This is a genomic window from Deinococcus sedimenti (assembly GCF_014648135.1).
In the GTDB taxonomy this organism is placed as follows: domain Bacteria; phylum Deinococcota; class Deinococci; order Deinococcales; family Deinococcaceae; genus Deinococcus; species Deinococcus sedimenti.
This window is the reverse complement of sequence record NZ_BMQN01000007.1, coordinates 60,658-78,036: the sequence shown is the minus strand read 5'-3', so window position 1 is coordinate 78,036 and position 17,379 is coordinate 60,658. Positions and strand designations below refer to the sequence as shown.

Genomic DNA, 17,379 nt, shown 5'->3' with positions numbered 1-17,379 from the left:
GGAGGCCCCGTGCGAAACCCCCCTCTGCTCAAGCTGCTGACCAGTCTGGCCCTGGCGCTGACCCCGGCCCTGTCCGGCGCGGCCCAGGCGGCCGGCACCCCCGCCGGCACCGTGATCCAGAACCAGGCGACCCTGGAGTTCACGCCGCCCGGCGAGCCGCCCGTGCGCGTGCCCACCCCGCCGGTCACGACCACCGTGCAGGCCGTGTGCTCGGTCAGCGCCCTGCCCAACGGCAGCGTGGCGCAGCCCGGTCAGAGCGCCGCGCTGCTGCCCGGCGAGACCACCCTGCTGCGCTACGTGCTGACCAACACCGGCAACGCCGCGAACACCGTGAACCTCAGCGTGCCCACCGACGTGGTCTCGCAGTTCACGCCCGGCGACCTGAGCCTGCACCGCGACGCCAACGGCAACGGGCAGATCGACCCGGACGAACCGGCCCTGACCAGCCTGACCCTGGACGCCGACGCGAGCGCGGCGCTGCTCGTGCGGGCCACCACCCAGGCCAGTGACCGCGGCAGCGCCTACCCGAACCTGATCGCCCGCTGCGGCACGAACGCGCAGGGCCTGAGCGGCGAAACCGACGACAACAACGTGGCCCGCATCAACGTCGGCGACCCGCCCACCCTGACGCTCGACAAGACCTTCACGCCCGCCGCGCTGCGCCCCGGCGACGTGACCACCGTCACCCTGACCGCCCGCAACGCGGGCAACGGAGCCTCGCGCGCCGTGACGATCACCGACCTGCTCGACACGCCCGAACTGCGCGACTTCGTGTTCGTCAGCGGCAGCGCCCGCCTGAGCGGCAGCGCCGCCCCCACCGCCACCACCGAGTACCGCGCCGGCGCCGGTCAGCCCTGGCAGGCCAGTGAACCCAGCCCGGTGAGCGGCGTGCGCGCCCGCGTGGACTCGCTGGCGCCCGGCGCGACCCTGACCCTGACCTTCGCGCTGCGCACCCCGGACGGCGTGACCGGAAGCCGCCGCAACGTGGCGCAGCTGCGCAGCGGCGACGTCACGGTGGACGCCCCGGCCGACGTGACCCTGCGCTACCAGCCGCTGATCGCGCTGGGCCCACTGGGCAACCCGCAGGCGCAGCCCGGCGGTGAACTCAGCGCCGACGACCGGCAGGTCAAACCCAACGCGCTGCTGAACACCGAAGTCTGCTTCCCGCACACCGCGCAGAACCTCGGGGACCGCCCCGACACCCTGACCATCACCGGCCGCATCGAGATCGGCGAGGGCACGCTGCGCTTCACCGAACGCGACGGCACGCCCATCACCGAACCGTTCCGCGTGCCGGACCTCGCGCCGCAGGGCACCCGGGACTTCAACGCCTGCTACGTGCCCACCCGCGCGAACGTCAGCTCCGCCACCGAGGCCCTGCGCGCCGTCCTGACCGCCCAGAGCAGCCGCGGCGCCGCGAACAACCTGACCGTCGACATCCTGACCGCCGTGGCGCCCCTGACCCTGAACCCCGTCAAGAGCGGCACCCTGAGCGGACTGGTGGAACCCGGACAGGTCCTGACCTACCACCTGAAACTCACCAACACCCAGAGCTTCGCGCTGACGAACGTCGAGATCCGCGACAACCTGCGCGCCATCCAGATTCTCGACGCCAGCGGCACCCTGACCCGCACCGAGCTGCTGGAGTTCATCAGCGCCGACCAGGGCGGCACCCTGGAGGGCGAGACGGTCGTGTGGCGCCTGGCCCGCCTGGACCCCGGCCAGAGCCTCGACCTGACCCTGAACGCCCGCGTGCCGCAGGACACCCCCGACGGGGCCCGCGTCCTGAACACCTTCACGGTGGGCAGCAGCGAACTGCCCGACCCCGTGCCCAGCAACCCGGTCGTGAACGGCGTGTTCCGCAGCAGCAACCTGACCATGGTCAAGACCAGCAGCCCCGCCGTGGTCGCCTACGGCCAGACCATCACCTACACCTTCACCGTCACGAACCGCAGCGCCACCGGCACGCTGGACACCGTCACGGTGCAGGACACCCTGCCCGCCGGCCTGACGTACGTGGACGGCAGCAGCCGCCTGAACGGCAGCGAGATCACCCCCACCGTCACCGGCCGCACCTACGTCTGGGAGATTCCCGGCCTGGCCCCGGGCGCCAGCGCCGTGGTCACCTTCGACGCGGTCGTCACGCCCGAAGCCGGCACGCAGATCCGCAACAGCGCCATCGCCACCGCCGTCAGCAACAACGGCGAGACGAAAACGCCCCCCAGCACCGCCGCGAACACCATCGACCCGCTGATCTTCGGCCGGAACACCGCCGACCTCGTGGGTTACGTGTTCCAGGACGTCAACCGCAACGGGATCTATGACCGCGCCGTGGACGTGCCGGTCATGAACGCCCGCGTGATCCTGGCCGGGGGGCGCGTGGCGCTGACCGACACGCAGGGCCGCTACCACTTCCGCAACCTCTTCGAAGGTGAGGCCGCGCTGCGCCTCGACCCTGGCAGCGTCGCCTACCAGCCGCTGAACGTCCCGCAGGACGCCGGACGTCCCGGCAGCCGACTGGTCTACGTGCGCAGCCTGACCAGCGTGGACTTCCCGCTGGCCCCCGACGCCGGCGAGATCGCCGTGACGCGCGACACCACCCTGCGCGTGACCAGCGCCCTGCCCCTGAGCGCCGCGCAGACCCTCACGGTCCGCAAGCAGGTGTTCGAGCAGGAGGCCGGGGTGTACCTCGTGCAGCTGACCCTGGGCGCCAGCGCCGACCTGAGCGGCGTCGACCTGAACGATCCCCTCCCGCAGGGCGCCACGCTGCTCGACGGGCAGAACGCCCTGACCTTCACCACCCTGCCCGCCGGGGAGCGCGTCCTGACCTACCGCTTCCGCTGGACCGGGGATCTCAAGGGCGCCGTGACCGACCCGGCCGCCCACTGGAGGTACTGAGTGAAACGCGCCCTCACCACCCTGACCGCGGCCCTGCTGGGAACGGCCGCCGCGCAGGAAATCGCCACCTCGCTCCCCCTGACCTCCGTCGGCGACAAGCTGATGTGGACCGTCGGCGATCAGGACCTGCGCCTGGTCGTGGGCGTCAGCTCACGCGTGCAACTCGACGTGTACGGCGCGCAGTTCGACCCTGCCGACTACCGCACGCCCGACCAGTACGGCGACGAGAACTACGACCCCAGCACCCCCAAGGCCCCGGTCGGCAGCACCTTCACGCTGATCGACGCGGACGGTCAGGTCGTGCGGCAGCAGGAGTTCGGGCAGGGCGCGCAGGACTGGCAGACCTTCCTGAACAGCGACCTGAAGGCCGGGACGTACACCCTGCGCGTGCGCACCCAGGGCAACGGCAAGAACACCTTCGCGCTGCGCCTGACGTCCGTCAGCGCCGCCGTCGAGGCCGACCACCTGAACGTCACGGTGCGCAGTGGCGACTGGGTGCCTGCCCTGAACGTCTACAACCCGGGCGGGCCCATGAGCATCCGCATGTACGACGGGGACGGCGCGGGCGAACTGCAGGGCGAACTGCGCGACGCGCAGGGCACCGCCTACCCCATCAAGGTCAGCGGACAGCTGCAGTGGGACGAGATCAAGGTCCCCGAGGACGCCGGGAACTACACCCTGTACCTGCGCCAGCCGCCCAAGACCTACCAGTGGTCGAACTCGGTCGGCTTCGAACTCAGCACCGGGCCGATCAAGATCGTCACCGCCGACACCACCGGCAAGCTGGACATCACGGCCGAACTGGTCCTCCCCGACGAAACGCTGCCCACCCAGGCGAACGTCACCGTCGGCGAGCAGACCTACGCCGTCAGCGGTCAGGCCGGACCCTTCACGCTGCCCGCCAGGGAGTACCCGGTGCAGGCCGAAGCCGTCCGGGGCGCCGAGGTCAGCGTCAACGCGCCCGCCGCGACCGTCACCAAGGGCCAGACCGCGCGCGTCGCCGTGCAGGTCAAACCCAGCGTGAACCTGAACTTCACGGCCGATAAACCCGAGGTCTGCGTGGGCGACGTCGTGACCTTCACCGCGCGCGCCACCACCGACTTCGACCGCCAGACCCTCCCGGCCAGCCTGCGCGTGGCGCTGCCCGCCGGATTCGAGGCGCAGGGCGACACCAGCGTCACCGCCCGCGTGGACGCCGCCAACCCCGGCGTGCTGACCTTCGAGGCCCGCGCCGTCGCCGCCACGCAGGGCGAAGCCCGCGCCACCCTGGCCCCCTGGAACCAGACCCAGACGCTGGGCGTGCAGGTCCTGCCCAGCGCCACGCAGATCGAACTGCGCCGCGCGCCGCTGGCCGCCACGCTGCCCGGCGAGACCGTCACCGTGACCCTCACGCTGCGCAACACCAGCGCCGCGCCCGCTCCCTACGACCTGACCGACCAGCCCGGCGAGACCCTCGAAGCCCTGGACCCCACCAGCTTCAGCGGTGAACTGCAACCCGGCGAGGAAAAAACCCTCAGCTACCGCGCCCGCGTGAAAGGCTCGGGCGGCGAGCAGGGCCAGCTGAGCGCCACCCTGACCAGCAACTGCGCCACGCAGCAGGTCGTGGGCGGGACGTTCAGCGTCACCACGCCCGCGCCGCCCGCCCCGACCCCGGTCGTCACGCAGACCCGCGAGAGCACCGTCCGCATCCCCTACGACGTGCCCACCACCAGGAACGCCACGCAGGTCGTCGTGGTGCACCAGATTCCGGCCGGCAGCAGCTACGTGCCCGGCAGCAGCCAGCTGAGCGGCCGCCCCCTGGCCGACCCGGAGGCCGGCCAGAGCGGCAAACTGTACTGGACCACCCCCGGCGCGCCCCGGGGCGTCCTGACCTACCGCGTCACGCACGAGGGCAGCCTGCCCGCCCTGCAGAGCCCCACCCTGGTGGGCCGCTACGCCGGGGGCCGCGCCAGCGTCCTGGTGGGCGAGGGGAACCTGGACGACCTGAGCGCCCTGACCCCCGTGGTCGCCGCGCAGAGCCAGGAGAACAGCGGCGCGCTGAAACTCCCGCTGGACGGCGCCGTGTACCGCGACCGCGACCGCGTGACCGTCGTCGTGGAAAGCCCCGACGGCAGCACCGACCTGCCCCTGATCAACGGCGCGCCCGTCGACCCGGCCAGCCTGGGCCGCAGGACTGTCGACGCCGAACGCGGCACGCAGCGGCAGGAGTTCTACGGCGTCGCGCTGCGCAGCGGCGAGAACACCCTGAGCTTCGCCGGGCAGACCGTCCGCGTGTCCCTGGCGGGCACGCCCGTCAGCGCCGAGTTCACCGGCGAGCAGCTCATCGCCGACGGCGTCACGCCGCTGCGCGTGCGGATCGACCTGACCGACGCCGCCGGAATCCGCACCGCTGGCGGCAACGTCACCGTGCAGGCCACCCTGGAACCCGCCCAGCCCGACGCGCAGCCCCGCGTGGTCAGCTACCAGGTGAAACTCGTGGACGGCGTGGGCGTCCTGGAACTCGAACCGCTCGCGGCGCCGGCCCACTTCGACGTCCGGGTGCGCCTGGGCGACCGGGTGATCAGCAAGGGCTTCGAGGCGCTGCCCAGCCGCACCCGCGTCGGCATCGGCCTGCTCAGCGTGGGCGGCATCCTGAGCGCCGGGGGCGTCGCCGCCGGCGAAGCCCGCGCGCAGGGCTACCTGGAAACGCCCATCGGCGACGGCAAACTGTACGTCGCCGCCAGCGGCGCCCTGACGGCCGACCGCACCGCCAGCGGCGCCACCACCGTCCGCCAGGACCGCGACCAGGGCCTGCCCACCACCGCCAACCCCCTGCAGCGCTACCCCAACCACGGCGACAGCAGCGCCGAGACCGTGCCCCTCCAGGGCATCGACCCGGTCGCCGCACGCTACGAACACCCGGCCTTCTCGGTCAGCTACCGGCAGGCGCCGCTTCCCATCGACGTGTTCAGCGTCGGTATCACGCCCACCGCCCTGAGCGGCTTCACGCGCAGCGACCCGCAGATGTCGGGCTTCGTGGCCGCGCTGCCCGGCGACCTGAAACGCGTCACGCTGGACGCCAACGGCCTGCGCGCCCTGGCCCTCCCGGACGACGACCTGCACGCCGACAGCGAGACCGTCACGCTGCTCCTGACCGACCCGCAGACCGGCGCGCAGGACCGCCGTCCGCTGGCCCGCCTGACCGACTACACCCTGGACCCGGTGGCCGGCGTGCTGTACTTCCAGCGGCCCCTGAACCTGCTGGACGATCAGGGCCGCACCCAGAGCGTCGAGGTCAGCTACCGCCTGAACGACCCGCTGGCCGCCCGGCAGCTGGCCTGGGGCGTGCAGGGCCGGTACCGAGTCACCGACGCCCTGAGCGTCGCGGCCGCCGCCGTGGGACTGGACGGCGTGACCAGCGTCGGCGCCCGCCTGCGCTACGCACAGGATGGCCGCCGCGCCGACCTGCTCGCCGCGTCCGCCACGCAGGGCGCCCTGATCGACGGCAGCGCCAGCGTGCAGGGCGACCGCTTCGCCGTCAGCGGCAGCGTGCACTACCAGACCCCCGAGTACACCGGCCTGAACGCCGGCACCGCCGGGCTGGGCGCCGCCGCCGACGCCACCTACCGCCTGACCGACCGCTTCGCGCTGAACGCCCGCGCGAGCTACGCCGCCACGCCCGGCACGACCGGCAGCCCCGCGACCAGCGGCGGCACCGCCGACCTGCGCGGCCTGTACACCTTCTCGCCGTTCACGCTGGGCGCCGGGCTCCGCGCGGGCTTCGGCGACCGGCAGGGGCTGGCGGCGGTCGTCAGCGCCGCCTACCAGCAGGGCGGACTGAGCGCGCAGGTGGACCACGCGCAGGCGCTCAGCGGGACCCTGGACACCACCACCACCGTGAAGGCCACCGTTCCCGTCGCGGAGAACGTCACCCTGACCGCCCGCGACGACATCACCTGGGGCGAGGGCCAGCGCGCCAGCCTGGGCCTGCAGACCCGGCTGGGCGGCACGAACCTGACCCTGAACTACGATCTGCCCGGCGCCGACGGCTGGGGCAACCGCGCCCGCATCGGCGTGGACACCACCCTGCCCCTCAGTGACCGCGCCGCCATGGACCTCAGCGGCAGCCTGATCCTCGACACCGACGGTGACGACCGGGACGAGAGCAGCTGGAACGCCGGGGCTGGCGTGCGCTACAAGACCGATGCCCTGTCCGCCACCCTGGCCGCCGACGCCGCCCGCACCGACGCGGGCTTCAGCGTGGGCCTCAAGGGCGGCGCCACGTACAGCGTCAGTGATCAGCTGACCCTCAACGCCGAGGGGCATCAGATCTTCGGTGCGGGCGCCGGCGCCAGCTACGCCGCGTCCGCCGCGCTGCGCGCCGGACCCTGGCAGGGCCTGAGCTACCTGCGCTACAAGAATGGTGCGCTGGCGGGCGGCACGCCCGAGATCATCGGCGAGGCGAACGTCGAGTACCACGTTCCCCGCTACGCCCTGCGCGCCGGACTGGCCGGACGCGCCCTGCTGGACGAGCCGGGCAGCGCCACATACCAGGTCAGCGGCAGCGGCACGTACTACGTCACGGACCGGCTGGGCCTGGGGCTCGCCGCGCGCGCCCTGACGCAGCCTGCCACCGGCAGCAGCCTGTACAGCGCCGGACTGGAAGCCAGCTACCGCGCGCTGCCCGGCACCTGGATCACGCTGGGCTACAACCCCGTGGGCTTCCAGGGCATCGGCACGAACGTCTACACCCGTCAGGGCGCGTACCTGCGCCTGGACCTGATGCTCGACGACGGACAGAGTCCCGCCCCCACGCCCGACCCCACCGGAGGGCGCTGAGAATGAGGCCCCGCATGCACATCCTGATCACCCTGCGGCGCTTGCTGCCGCTGGCCGCCCTGTCCGCCCTGAGCTTCGCCGCCGCGAACACCTGCACGCCAGGCACGTCCTGGGTGCAGAGCTTCGATAGCAACGCCAGCCTGGGCAGCATCCAGAACCACACGTACGTCACGGACGTGAACACCGTCACGAACACCGCCGGGAAGTACACCTTCTGGAACAGCATCGACCGGACCGGCAACAACGGGTACGCGCTGTACCTGAACGTCGCGAACTTCGAAGGCAAGAACGGCGCGCTGCTGACCACGCCCCGCGTGCTGTTCCAGCAGACCGTGACCGTCCCGGCCGGATCGAAGGTCACCTATCAGAACTACGCCCGCACGCACTCGACTGCCCCCTCGCAGCTGCGCTACGAGTTCGTGGACCCCGCCACCGGCACCCTGCTGGCCAGCATGAACGGCAGCGTCCTGACCACCGGGTACACCGTCCAGAAGGTCCCGGAGTTCACGGTCAGCGGCACGCAGGTCACCGTGAAGGTCCTGACCCTGAAAGACGGTGTGAGCGGTGACGCGAACGTCCTGAAACTCGATGACCTGACACTCAGCTGCGTTGCCCAGCCCCAGGTGACCCTCACCAAGGGCAGTAGCGGTCCCTGGACGGTCGGCCAGAGCGGCGCCACGTACACCCTGACCGTGAAGAACAGCGGCAGTGCCACCACCTCCGGCACCGTGACCGCGAAGGACCAGCTGCCCGCCGGGATCAGCGCGCCCGCCAGCTTCACCGCAGCCAGCGGCTGGAGCTGCACGACCAGCGGCAGCGCCGTGACCTGCACCGGCACGCCCAACCTGGGTGCCGGAGCAAGCGTGGCCCTGACCGTCCCCGTCACGGTCGGCAGCAGCGCGGTGGGGACAATCACGAACCGCGCGAGTGTCGGCGGCGGCGGCGACCCCGACCCGATCCCCGACCCGGCGAGCTGCACGACCACCAGTGGGCAGTGCGCCACGACCACCACCACCGTCACCACCCCCACCCCGGCGCCCATGTGTTCGAAGGTGTACGCCCTGACCATCGCCTCGGGCGGCCTCAGCCAGAACGGCGTGAGCATCAACGAACTGGACGTCACGACCAACACGGTCGGCACGCCGGTCGCGGCCCTGAGCGGCATCTCGGCCGCTGCCACCTCGGCCACGCTGGCCATCTCGCCCGACGCCCGGCGGTTCTTCGTCGCGACCGACGGCGACAACCGCCTGAGGGTGTACGACACCAGCCTGCGGACCTGGTTGTCCGGCGGTACGTTCACCGGCGTGTCGGGCCGACTGGTGCGCATGGCCGTCACCCGCAGCGGCACCGGCTACGCCATGGACGGCGGCGGCAACCTCTGGTCCTTCCCGACCGGCAGCAGCAGCGGGTACGCGGTCAAGGCACTCGGCCAGGTGACCAGCACCTCCAGCGGCGCGCCCAACTTCCGCGACAACGGCGACTTCTTCGCGGATGACAGCGGGAAGCTGTACATGGTCAGCGCCGTGACCGGCTCGACCAACATCGACCTGTGGCTGATCACGCCCGGCGCCGCCAGCGCCACCGCCGAGTACCTGGGCGGCTTCAGCAACCCCGCACAGGACTCGCAGTTCAACGGGATCGCCGCGGCGCCCAGCGGCATCTACGCCCGGGACAACCTGGGCCGACTGGTGAAACTGGACCTCGTGAACGTCACGTTCACCCCGGTCGGTTCGGCCAGCCTGGGGTCCACCGACCTGGCCAGCTGCACCTACCCGGTCCTGGCTCCCAGCCTGAACGCCGTCAAGAGCGTCACGAAGGTCGCGGGCACCAGCGGCGCCAAGGTGCAGCCCGGCGACACCCTGGAGTACCGCGTCGTGATCCGCAACAGCGGCACCCTGCCCGCCGGGGGCGTGACCTTCACGGATACGCTGCCCGCCGGGACGACCTACGTGCCGGGCAGCGCCCGCGTGAACGGCGCGACCAGCACCGTCACGAACGGTGCAGGCACCAGCCTGGGCGGCGCCGCGTACCCCTTCGCGCAGCCGGTCGGCATCTGCTCCGGGCCGACCACGCCCTGCACCACGCAGGTCCTGCGGATCGACAGCACGCCCGCCGCGCTGGATCAGGAGGCCGTCGTGACCTTCCGCGTGACCGTGAACACCCCGGCCAGCTACCCCGCGGACGTCCGCAACATCGCCCTGGTGCGCTATGCGGGCGGCCCGAACGGCGGCGTGCCCAGCAACGAGGTCGTCACGCCCGTGTCCCAGCCGGCCAAACTGACGGTCGTCAAGACCGTGCAGAACCTCACGGCGGGCGGCCCGGTCGGCACGACCGGCGAGGGGAACCCCGGCGACGTCCTGGAGTACTGCATCGCCACCACGAACGTCGGCGGGCTGAACGCCACGAACATCAGCTTCAGCGACATGGTCCCGGCCAACACCGCCTTCCGGGTGGGCGGCTTCGCGGCCGGGCAGGACATCAGGGTGACCACCCCGGCGGGCACGGTGTACTACACCGCCGCCGCCGACGGGGACGCCGGACTGCTGAGCGGCGGGAAGGTCACGGTGCAGGCCGGCAACTTCGTGCTGGCCCCCACGCAGACCGTGACGATCTGCTTCCGCGCCAGCATCCAGTAACGAGTCGATGAGCGGGCCGCCTTCACCGGGGGGCGGCCCGCGTTCATGTCGTCTTGAGCGCAGCTGAAGACGGGGCGCGCGCCTACCGTCCCGCGCGGCGCAGTGGGGAAGAGTGACCCTCATGCTCGGCGGCACCCAACTCGTGTGGTTCAAGAAGGACCTGCGCGTGCACGACCACGCGCCCCTCGCGCGGGCCGCAGGGAGCGGGCCGGTCCTGCCGGTGTTCATCTACGAGCCCGAACAGCTGACCCACGAGGAGTTCGCCGGGCATCACCTGACGTACCTGAACGAATCCCTGCGGGAACTGGACGCCAGCCTGCGCGCGCTGGGCACGCCGCTGGTCGTGCGGGTGGGCGAGGCGGTCGCCGTGCTCGACGAACTGCGCGAGTCGCATGGCGTGACGGCCGTGTGGGCGCACGAGGAGACCGGCAACGGCGTGAGCTACCAGCGGGACCGACGCGTGCGGGCCTGGGCGCGGGCGCGCGGGCTGCCCATGACGGAACTGCCGCAGAACGGCGTGATCCGCCGCATGCGGAACCGCGACGGCTGGGCCGCCACCTGGGAGGAACGCCTGGGCGCCCCGCAGGTCGCCGCGCCCGCGCAGCTGAGTGGTGTGGACGCCGACCCCGGCGGCCTGCGAACCCACGCCGAACTGGGTGTGCCCGCCAATGCCAAGATCATCCCACCGGGGGGCCGCGCCGCCGCTCTGGACACGCTGGACTCGTTCCTGGCGGCGCGCGGCGTGAACTACATGCGCGAGATGAGCAGCCCCCTGAGCGCCGAGAGCAGCTGCTCGCGCCTGAGTGCGCCACTGGCGTTCGGGACGATCTCATTGCGGGAGGTGCTTCAGGCGACCCGGCAGCGCCTCGCGACCGTCAAGGGCGATCCCGAGGCCGACCCGCGCTGGGTGCGGTCCCTGCGCTCGTACGAGTCGCGGCTGCACTGGCACTGCCACTTCATGCAGCGCCTGGAAAGCCAGCCGGACATGGAATTCCGCACCCTGAACCGCGCCCTGGACGGCCTGCGCGAACACGAATGGAACCCGGAGTTCTACGACCGCTGGCAGCACGGGCAGACCGGCTACCCCCTGATCGACGCCTGCATGCGGATGCTGCGCGAAACCGGCTGGTTGAACTTCCGCATGCGCGCCCTGCTGGTCAGTTTCGCCACGCAGCACCTCTGGCTGCACTGGCGCCAGCCCGGGCTGTTCCTGGCGCGCGAGTGGCTGGACAACGAACCCGGCATCCACTGGTCGCAGATGCAGATGCAGAGCAGCACGGTCGGCATCAACCGCGTGCGCATCTACTCCCCGACCCGGCAGGCGCGCGAACAGGACCCGGACGGGGTGTTCCTGCGGCGCTGGCTGCCGGAACTCGCAGACGTCCCCACCGACTTCATCCACGCGCCCTGGGAGTGGAGCGGAGCCAGTCGCCTGAGCTACCCGCCGCCCATCGTGAATGAACAGGAGGCCGGACGCCGCGCCCGCGCCCGCATCAGCGCCGCCCGCGCCAGCCCGGAATTCGAAGCGGAAGCCCGCCGCATCTACGCGAAGCACGGCAGCCGCAAGAAAGCCGACCTGCGCGCCGAACGAAAAGCCCGGGGCCTCCCGGAGAAACCCCCACCCCCACCCCGCCCCCGTGCCCTACAAAGGACCATCATGAGCGACCAGCCCGACCTCTTCGGCCACACGCCCGCCCCCTCTGACACCACGACCAACAACGCCCCGAAGGCCATCGTGCCCGCCGGGCTGCCCGACGACTGGCAGCAGGCCCTGCACGGCGAATTCAGCGCCCCGTACTTCCATGAATTGAAGGACTTCCTGATTCAGGAACGCCGCGCCGGGAATGTGTTCCCCCCCGCGCCGGACGTGTTCAACGCGCTGCGCTTCACGCCGCTGGAGGACGTGAAGGTCCTGATCCTGGGTCAGGATCCGTACCACCGCCCCGGTCAGGCGCACGGCCTGAGCTTCAGCGTCCGCCCCGGCGTGCCCATCCCGCCCAGCCTGCGCAACATCTACAAGGAACTGACCGCCGACCTGCCCGGCTTCACCGCCCCCCGCCACGGGTACCTGAAGGGCTGGGCCGAGCAGGGCATCCTGCTGCTGAACGCCGTCCTCACCGTCCGCGAGGGGCAGGCCAACAGCCACGCCAACAAGGGCTGGGAGCACTTCACGGACGCCGTCATCCGCGCCGTGAACGACAAGCCTCAGCGGGTCGTGTTCGTCCTGTGGGGCGCGTACGCCCGCAAGAAGAAGAAACTCATCACCGCGCCCCAGCACGTGATCATCGAATCCGCGCACCCCAGCCCGCTGAGCGAGGCGAAATTCTTCGGCAGCCGCCCCTTCAGCCAGGTGAACGCCGCGCTGGAAGAAGCGGACCTGACGCCCATCGACTGGCAACTGCCCATGCAGGTCACGGAATGACCACCCGCACCCAGATCCTCGCCGAGGAGTACCTGCGCCGCGAAGGCAGCGACCCCAAGAAATTCAAATACTTCTGGCCCGACGGCACCCCCTACAAAGACAAGGCGGGCATCGAACGCATCGCCAAGCTCGCCGTGCCCCCCGCCTACGAGGACGTGTACGTCAGCCCCGACGCGGACGCCGAACTTCAGGCCTTTGGGCGCGACGCCGCCGGACGCCTCCAGTACCGCTACCATCCGGACTTCGTGCAGGCGGGCGCGCTGAAGAAATGGCAGCGCCTCACCCGCTTCGCCGGAGCGCTCGGGCAGCTCAAGGCCATCACCGGGGCCGACCTGCGCGCCCAGGGCCTCCCACCCCGCAAGGTCGCCGCCCTCATGACCCGCCTGCTGCACGTCGCCCGCTTCCGCGTCGGCAGCGACATCTACGCGCAGCAGCACAAAACCTACGGCCTCAGCACCCTCCGCCAGCGGCACGTCCAGGTGGGCGGAAACACCGTCACGTTCCACTTCAAGGGCAAGCACGGCATCACCCAGCACAAGGCCACCACCGACCGCACCCTCGCCACGAACATCGGCCGCCTGCTCGACCTCCCCGGCCCCTGGCTGTTCCAGACCGTGGACGAAGGAGGCAACCGCCGACGCGTCCGCAGCGGCGAACTCAACGCGTACCTCAAGGAAGTCATCGGTCCGTTCACCGCCAAGGACTTCCGCACTTGGGGCGGCACCCTGCTCGCCGCCGAATACCTCGCCGAAGCGGGCGTCGCCGACACCGAGAAACAGGCCCGGCAGACCCTCGTCGACTGCGTCAAATACGTCGCCGCCGACCTGGGCAACACGCCCGCCGTCACCCGCAGTAGCTACATCTGCCCCGTCATCTTCGACCGCTACCTCGAAGGCAAGATCCTCGACGACTACGAACCCCGCGCGACCAAAGCAGACAGCGAACTCGACGGTCTGACCCGCAGCGAAGCCGCCCTGAAACGACTGCTGGAAAGCGAGAAGACGCTGCGGACACGGCGAGGGAAGAAGGCGGCGTGAGCGGCTGGCGGAAGCTGGAGGAGCCTGAGTACACCCACATCTGGGACTACGTGTATGACGGCCTCGGATTTCATCCGAGCACAGCCTTTAGTCATTGGCCGGGCTTCCGGGAGCCGACCCCGTCGGTCACCTTCAAGCTGCCTCCACAGTGGTCGGAGGACGAGATAGACGAGCTATACGCCGGGTTCTGGGACGCAATCCGCCGGATCACCGCCCCAGGCGAGGAGGTGTATGCCCTCGACTGGCAGCACGATTGTTTCGCGTACACACCTAGCGATGTGGCGGTTCCGACCAAGAGTCATCCCTGGACTCATGGCGTGTTCCCTGATGGGGATTACGCGATCACGCTCGCTGTTGATCTGAGCTGGGGCACCCTCGGGCATCCCTGGGAGGGCACCATCTGCGTGTTCGGCGAACCACTGCTGGGTGCTCTAGAGACGAACCTGCCGCACATTCTCCGGCAGGTCATCCGCCAGCGACGCTGAATCCAGGGTTCCTGCCCCCTGACTGCGCGTCTGCTTCCGGTGCGTCCCGCCTTGCGCGCCCTATGATGCGGCTCATGACGAAGCGGCCCGCCGTGGGGGACAAGCAGGACAAGGGCAGTGACGTGCAGGCGATGTTCGCCAGCATCGCGCCCCGTTACGACCTTCTCAACCGCGTGCTGAGCCTCGGGGTGGACAAGGGCTGGCGGCGGGCGGCGGCGCACGAGGCGCTGGCCCTGCAACCGGCGCGGGTGCTGGACGTGGCGACGGGCACGGCGGATTTCGCGCTGGAACTCAAGACCCGAGCCCCGCAGGCCGAGGTGATCGGCAGTGACTTCGTGCCGCAGATGCTCGCCATTGGCCGGGAGAAGGCCGCCGCGCGGCACATCGACATCCGCCTGGAGGAGGGGGACGCGCTGAACCTGCCGTACCCGGACGGGAGTTTCGATTCGATCACGTGCGCGTTCGGGTTCCGGAACTTCGCGGATTACGCGCGGGGCCTCGCGGAGTTTCACCGGGTGCTCGCGCCGGGCGGGCGGGCCGTGATCCTGGAGTTCCCCCCGCCCCGTCCGGGCCTGCTGGGGAGCCTGTTCCGCGTGTACTTCCAGCATGTGCTGCCGCGCATCGGTGGGCTGATCAGCGGGAACGCCTCGGCGTACACGTACCTGCCCGAGAGCGTGCTGGCCTTTCCCGAGCCGGAGCGGCTGGCGCAGCTGATGCGCGCCACGGGGTTCCGCACCCGCTACCGCCTGCTGACCTTCGGCATCGCCGCGATTCACGTGGGGGACAAGCTGCCGTAAGGCAGATCTGCTCGACTCGCGCGGGTGCGGGGGGCAGCATGGACCCATGCGAGGAATGTTGCGGGTGGCGGCCCTGTTGGTGGGCCTGTGGGGTGGCGGGGTGCAGGCTCAGGCCACCCCGTTCGTGGTGGGTGTGGAGCGCGTCCCGGAGGGCCTGCGGGTCCACTGGCCGTCCGGGGGAGAGGTCGGGGTGCTGTCCTGCCGGGGCACGACCCTGACCCTGCGCCGGGCAGGAGCCAGCACGACCGGTCCAGACCCACTGCGGGTGCTGTTTCTGGGTTCTCGGCTGATGTTCGGGAAGGTCACGCCGACCCTCGCCCCGGACGAGATGCGCTTCAGTTGCACGCCCGCCTCCCCGCTGCCGGACGTGCGGCTGGGCGTGGACGTGAGCCTGCGCTGGCGCTGACGTTCAGGCCGGGGCGGGTTCCGCGTCGCCGTTGACGTCGGGAGTCAGCGGGTGCCGGTGGGGTGAAAACGGCTGGGGCCCGGGGTTCCTTTGTTTTTTCCTTGAAATTTACAGAATTACGGAATACTGTATTTGTATGAAGCGTCTGCTGCTGCTGCTGCTCTCCGCGTTCTCGACTGGCCGGGCCGCCACCCCCCTGGACCCCCTGCTGAGCTTCGCCCGCACCCAGCCGCACGATCTGGCCGTCAGCACCTACGCCCTCCGGGCAGACGGCACCCCGGACCCGGCACGCCACGCCCTGAACTGGAACGACACGCAGCCCATGCCGCTGGCCAGCAGCATGAAGATCGTCGTCCTGGCCGCCTACGCCCACGCCGTCACCAGCGGCACCCTGAACGCCCAGCAGCCCGTCACGCTGCGCGACTGGGAAAGCTTCTACCTGCCGGGCACGGACGGCGGCGCACACGCCAGCAGTCTCAAGGCCCTCGGGCTGCCCGCCGACCGTTCCGGCCGCGCCAGCACTCCGGACCGCACCGTGCCGCTGGACACGCTCGCCCGGTTCATGATCGAAACCAGCGACAACGCCGCCACCGACCTGATCCTGTCCCGCCTGGGACCCCAGGCCATCCGGCAGACAGCCACGCGCCTGCACCTGACCGGCCAGGACGACATCGGCCCTGTTGCCGGGATGTTCAGCACCTGGGACACTCCACGCGACCAGACGGCGCTGCTGACCATGACGGCCGCGCAACGAACCGCGCTGTACTGGCAGCGGGCGGAGCAGGTCCGTCAGGACCCCTCGCTGCGGGACCCGGCGGCGGTGCAGCGGCGCGCGCGGGCCGTGGAACCCGCCACCGCCGGCGCCCTTCAGAATCGCTCGGCGCCCGCCGGCACCACCGGCGACTACGCGGCGCTGATGGCGCGCGTCCTGACCGGCGCGGGCCTGCCGGACACCGAACTTCAGATCATGCGCCGCCACCTGGGCTGGCCCATGCGGGTGAACCCTGGCAACGACGAGGTCTTTACCCAGCTGTACGCCAAGGGTGGGTCACTGTCCGGGGGTGTGCTGACCAGCAACCTCGCGTTTACGCCGAAGGTCGGCCCGGCCGCCGGGTATCCACTGGTCGTCAGTGTCTTTCTGCGGAACGTACCCGCCGGGCAGTACCGGGCGCTTCAGGACAGCCTGGAGGAGGCCCTGCTGATGATCGCCATCCGCCCGGACCTCGCGCGGCAACTGACCGACGCTCTCGGTACGGCCACCCCGAAAAAGTAAACTGGAGAGCGTGACCGATTCCGCCGACCTGCTGGCCCGCCTGGAACGCCTGGAGTCCCGGCTGGCCGTGCTGGAGGCCAGGACGACCCCGTCCGCTCCTCTGGCCGGACCGAAGGAGGTGTTCTGGGCGCTGGAACGCCTGGAACGCGACGCACCGGAAGGCGCAGTGCTGTTCAGCGGGCACGTCCGGCTGCCCACCGGGGAACACTGGGCGTGGCAGGAAGGGCAGGACACTCCGGCCCTCCTGAACGCCGACTGGCAGGGGGCCGCGCCCGCGCTGGCCGCGCTGGGGCATCCGCTGCGGCTGGCGGTTCTGCGCGCCGTTCTGAACGGCAGACAGACCACGCAGGACCTCCAGGGCCAGCCGGACCTGGGCGGTGCGGGCAAGCTGTACCACCACCTGCGGGAATTACAGGCAGCCGGATGGTTGACCCTGGAGGGACGGGGGCGTTACGTGGTTCCGGCACAGAAGGTCATTCCGCTGCTGGTCATCCTGCGGGCAAGCGGGGGCGTCGCCGCGCCGGACGTGGACGAGTGGCAGTCCGTTGACGCTGGACGGGACTGACGTTCAGCACGCATTTTGCGAGAACCGTCAAAGTCATTTGGA

Annotated in this window: 10 protein-coding genes; all 10 read left to right on the top strand. The window is 70.8% G+C overall.

Features of this window, described 5'->3' with window-relative positions; all coding sequences use genetic code 11:
- Window positions 1-9: 9 nt before the first annotated feature.
- The 10 genes from IEY69_RS14015 to IEY69_RS13970 all read left to right on the top strand — a co-directional run bounded on the left by IEY69_RS14015 (window position 10) and on the right by IEY69_RS13970 (window position 17,337).
- Window positions 10-2,898 carry a DUF11 domain-containing protein gene (locus IEY69_RS14015; protein WP_189073775.1) on the top strand — a complete coding sequence of 963 codons (2,889 nt, stop codon included), beginning with the start codon at window positions 10-12 and terminating at the stop codon, window positions 2,896-2,898.
- On the top strand, window positions 2,899-7,716 hold the full coding sequence (locus IEY69_RS14010) for a T9SS type A sorting domain-containing protein (protein ID WP_189073774.1): 4,818 nt from the start codon (window positions 2,899-2,901) through the stop codon (window positions 7,714-7,716).
- A gap of 14 nt (window positions 7,717-7,730) precedes the next feature.
- The gene (locus tag IEY69_RS14005; RefSeq protein WP_189073773.1) at window positions 7,731-10,352 is read left to right on the top strand and encodes a DUF11 domain-containing protein; all 2,622 of its coding nucleotides are present in this window, start codon (window positions 7,731-7,733) and stop codon (window positions 10,350-10,352) included.
- 121 nt (window positions 10,353-10,473) lie between these two features.
- Window positions 10,474-12,774 carry a uracil-DNA glycosylase gene (gene ung / locus IEY69_RS14000; protein WP_189073772.1) on the top strand — a complete coding sequence of 767 codons (2,301 nt, stop codon included), beginning with the start codon at window positions 10,474-10,476 and terminating at the stop codon, window positions 12,772-12,774.
- Window positions 12,771-13,811 (top strand): DNA topoisomerase IB, encoded by a 1,041-nt coding sequence (locus IEY69_RS13995; RefSeq protein WP_189073771.1) that lies wholly within the window; start codon window positions 12,771-12,773, stop codon window positions 13,809-13,811. The genes ung and IEY69_RS13995 overlap by 4 nt, the downstream gene beginning before the upstream one ends.
- Complete coding sequence (locus tag IEY69_RS13990; RefSeq protein ID WP_189073770.1) at window positions 13,808-14,296, top strand: DUF2716 domain-containing protein; 489 nt, start codon at window positions 13,808-13,810, stop codon at window positions 14,294-14,296. The genes IEY69_RS13995 and IEY69_RS13990 overlap by 4 nt, the downstream gene beginning before the upstream one ends.
- Before the next feature lie 74 nt (window positions 14,297-14,370).
- Window positions 14,371-15,093 (top strand): bifunctional demethylmenaquinone methyltransferase/2-methoxy-6-polyprenyl-1,4-benzoquinol methylase UbiE, encoded by a 723-nt coding sequence (gene ubiE / locus IEY69_RS13985; RefSeq protein ID WP_189073769.1) that lies wholly within the window; start codon window positions 14,371-14,373, stop codon window positions 15,091-15,093.
- 46 nt (window positions 15,094-15,139) lie between these two features.
- Window positions 15,140-15,499 (top strand): hypothetical protein, encoded by a 360-nt coding sequence (locus IEY69_RS13980; protein WP_189073768.1) that lies wholly within the window; start codon window positions 15,140-15,142, stop codon window positions 15,497-15,499.
- Between the two features lie 136 nt (window positions 15,500-15,635).
- Window positions 15,636-16,772 carry a serine hydrolase gene (locus tag IEY69_RS13975; protein ID WP_189073767.1) on the top strand — a complete coding sequence of 379 codons (1,137 nt, stop codon included), beginning with the start codon at window positions 15,636-15,638 and terminating at the stop codon, window positions 16,770-16,772.
- 10 nt (window positions 16,773-16,782) lie between these two features.
- A complete protein-coding gene (locus IEY69_RS13970; protein ID WP_189073766.1) occupies window positions 16,783-17,337 on the top strand; it encodes a helix-turn-helix domain-containing protein in 555 nt (184 codons plus the stop codon).
- The last annotated feature ends 42 nt before the right edge of the window (window positions 17,338-17,379 follow it).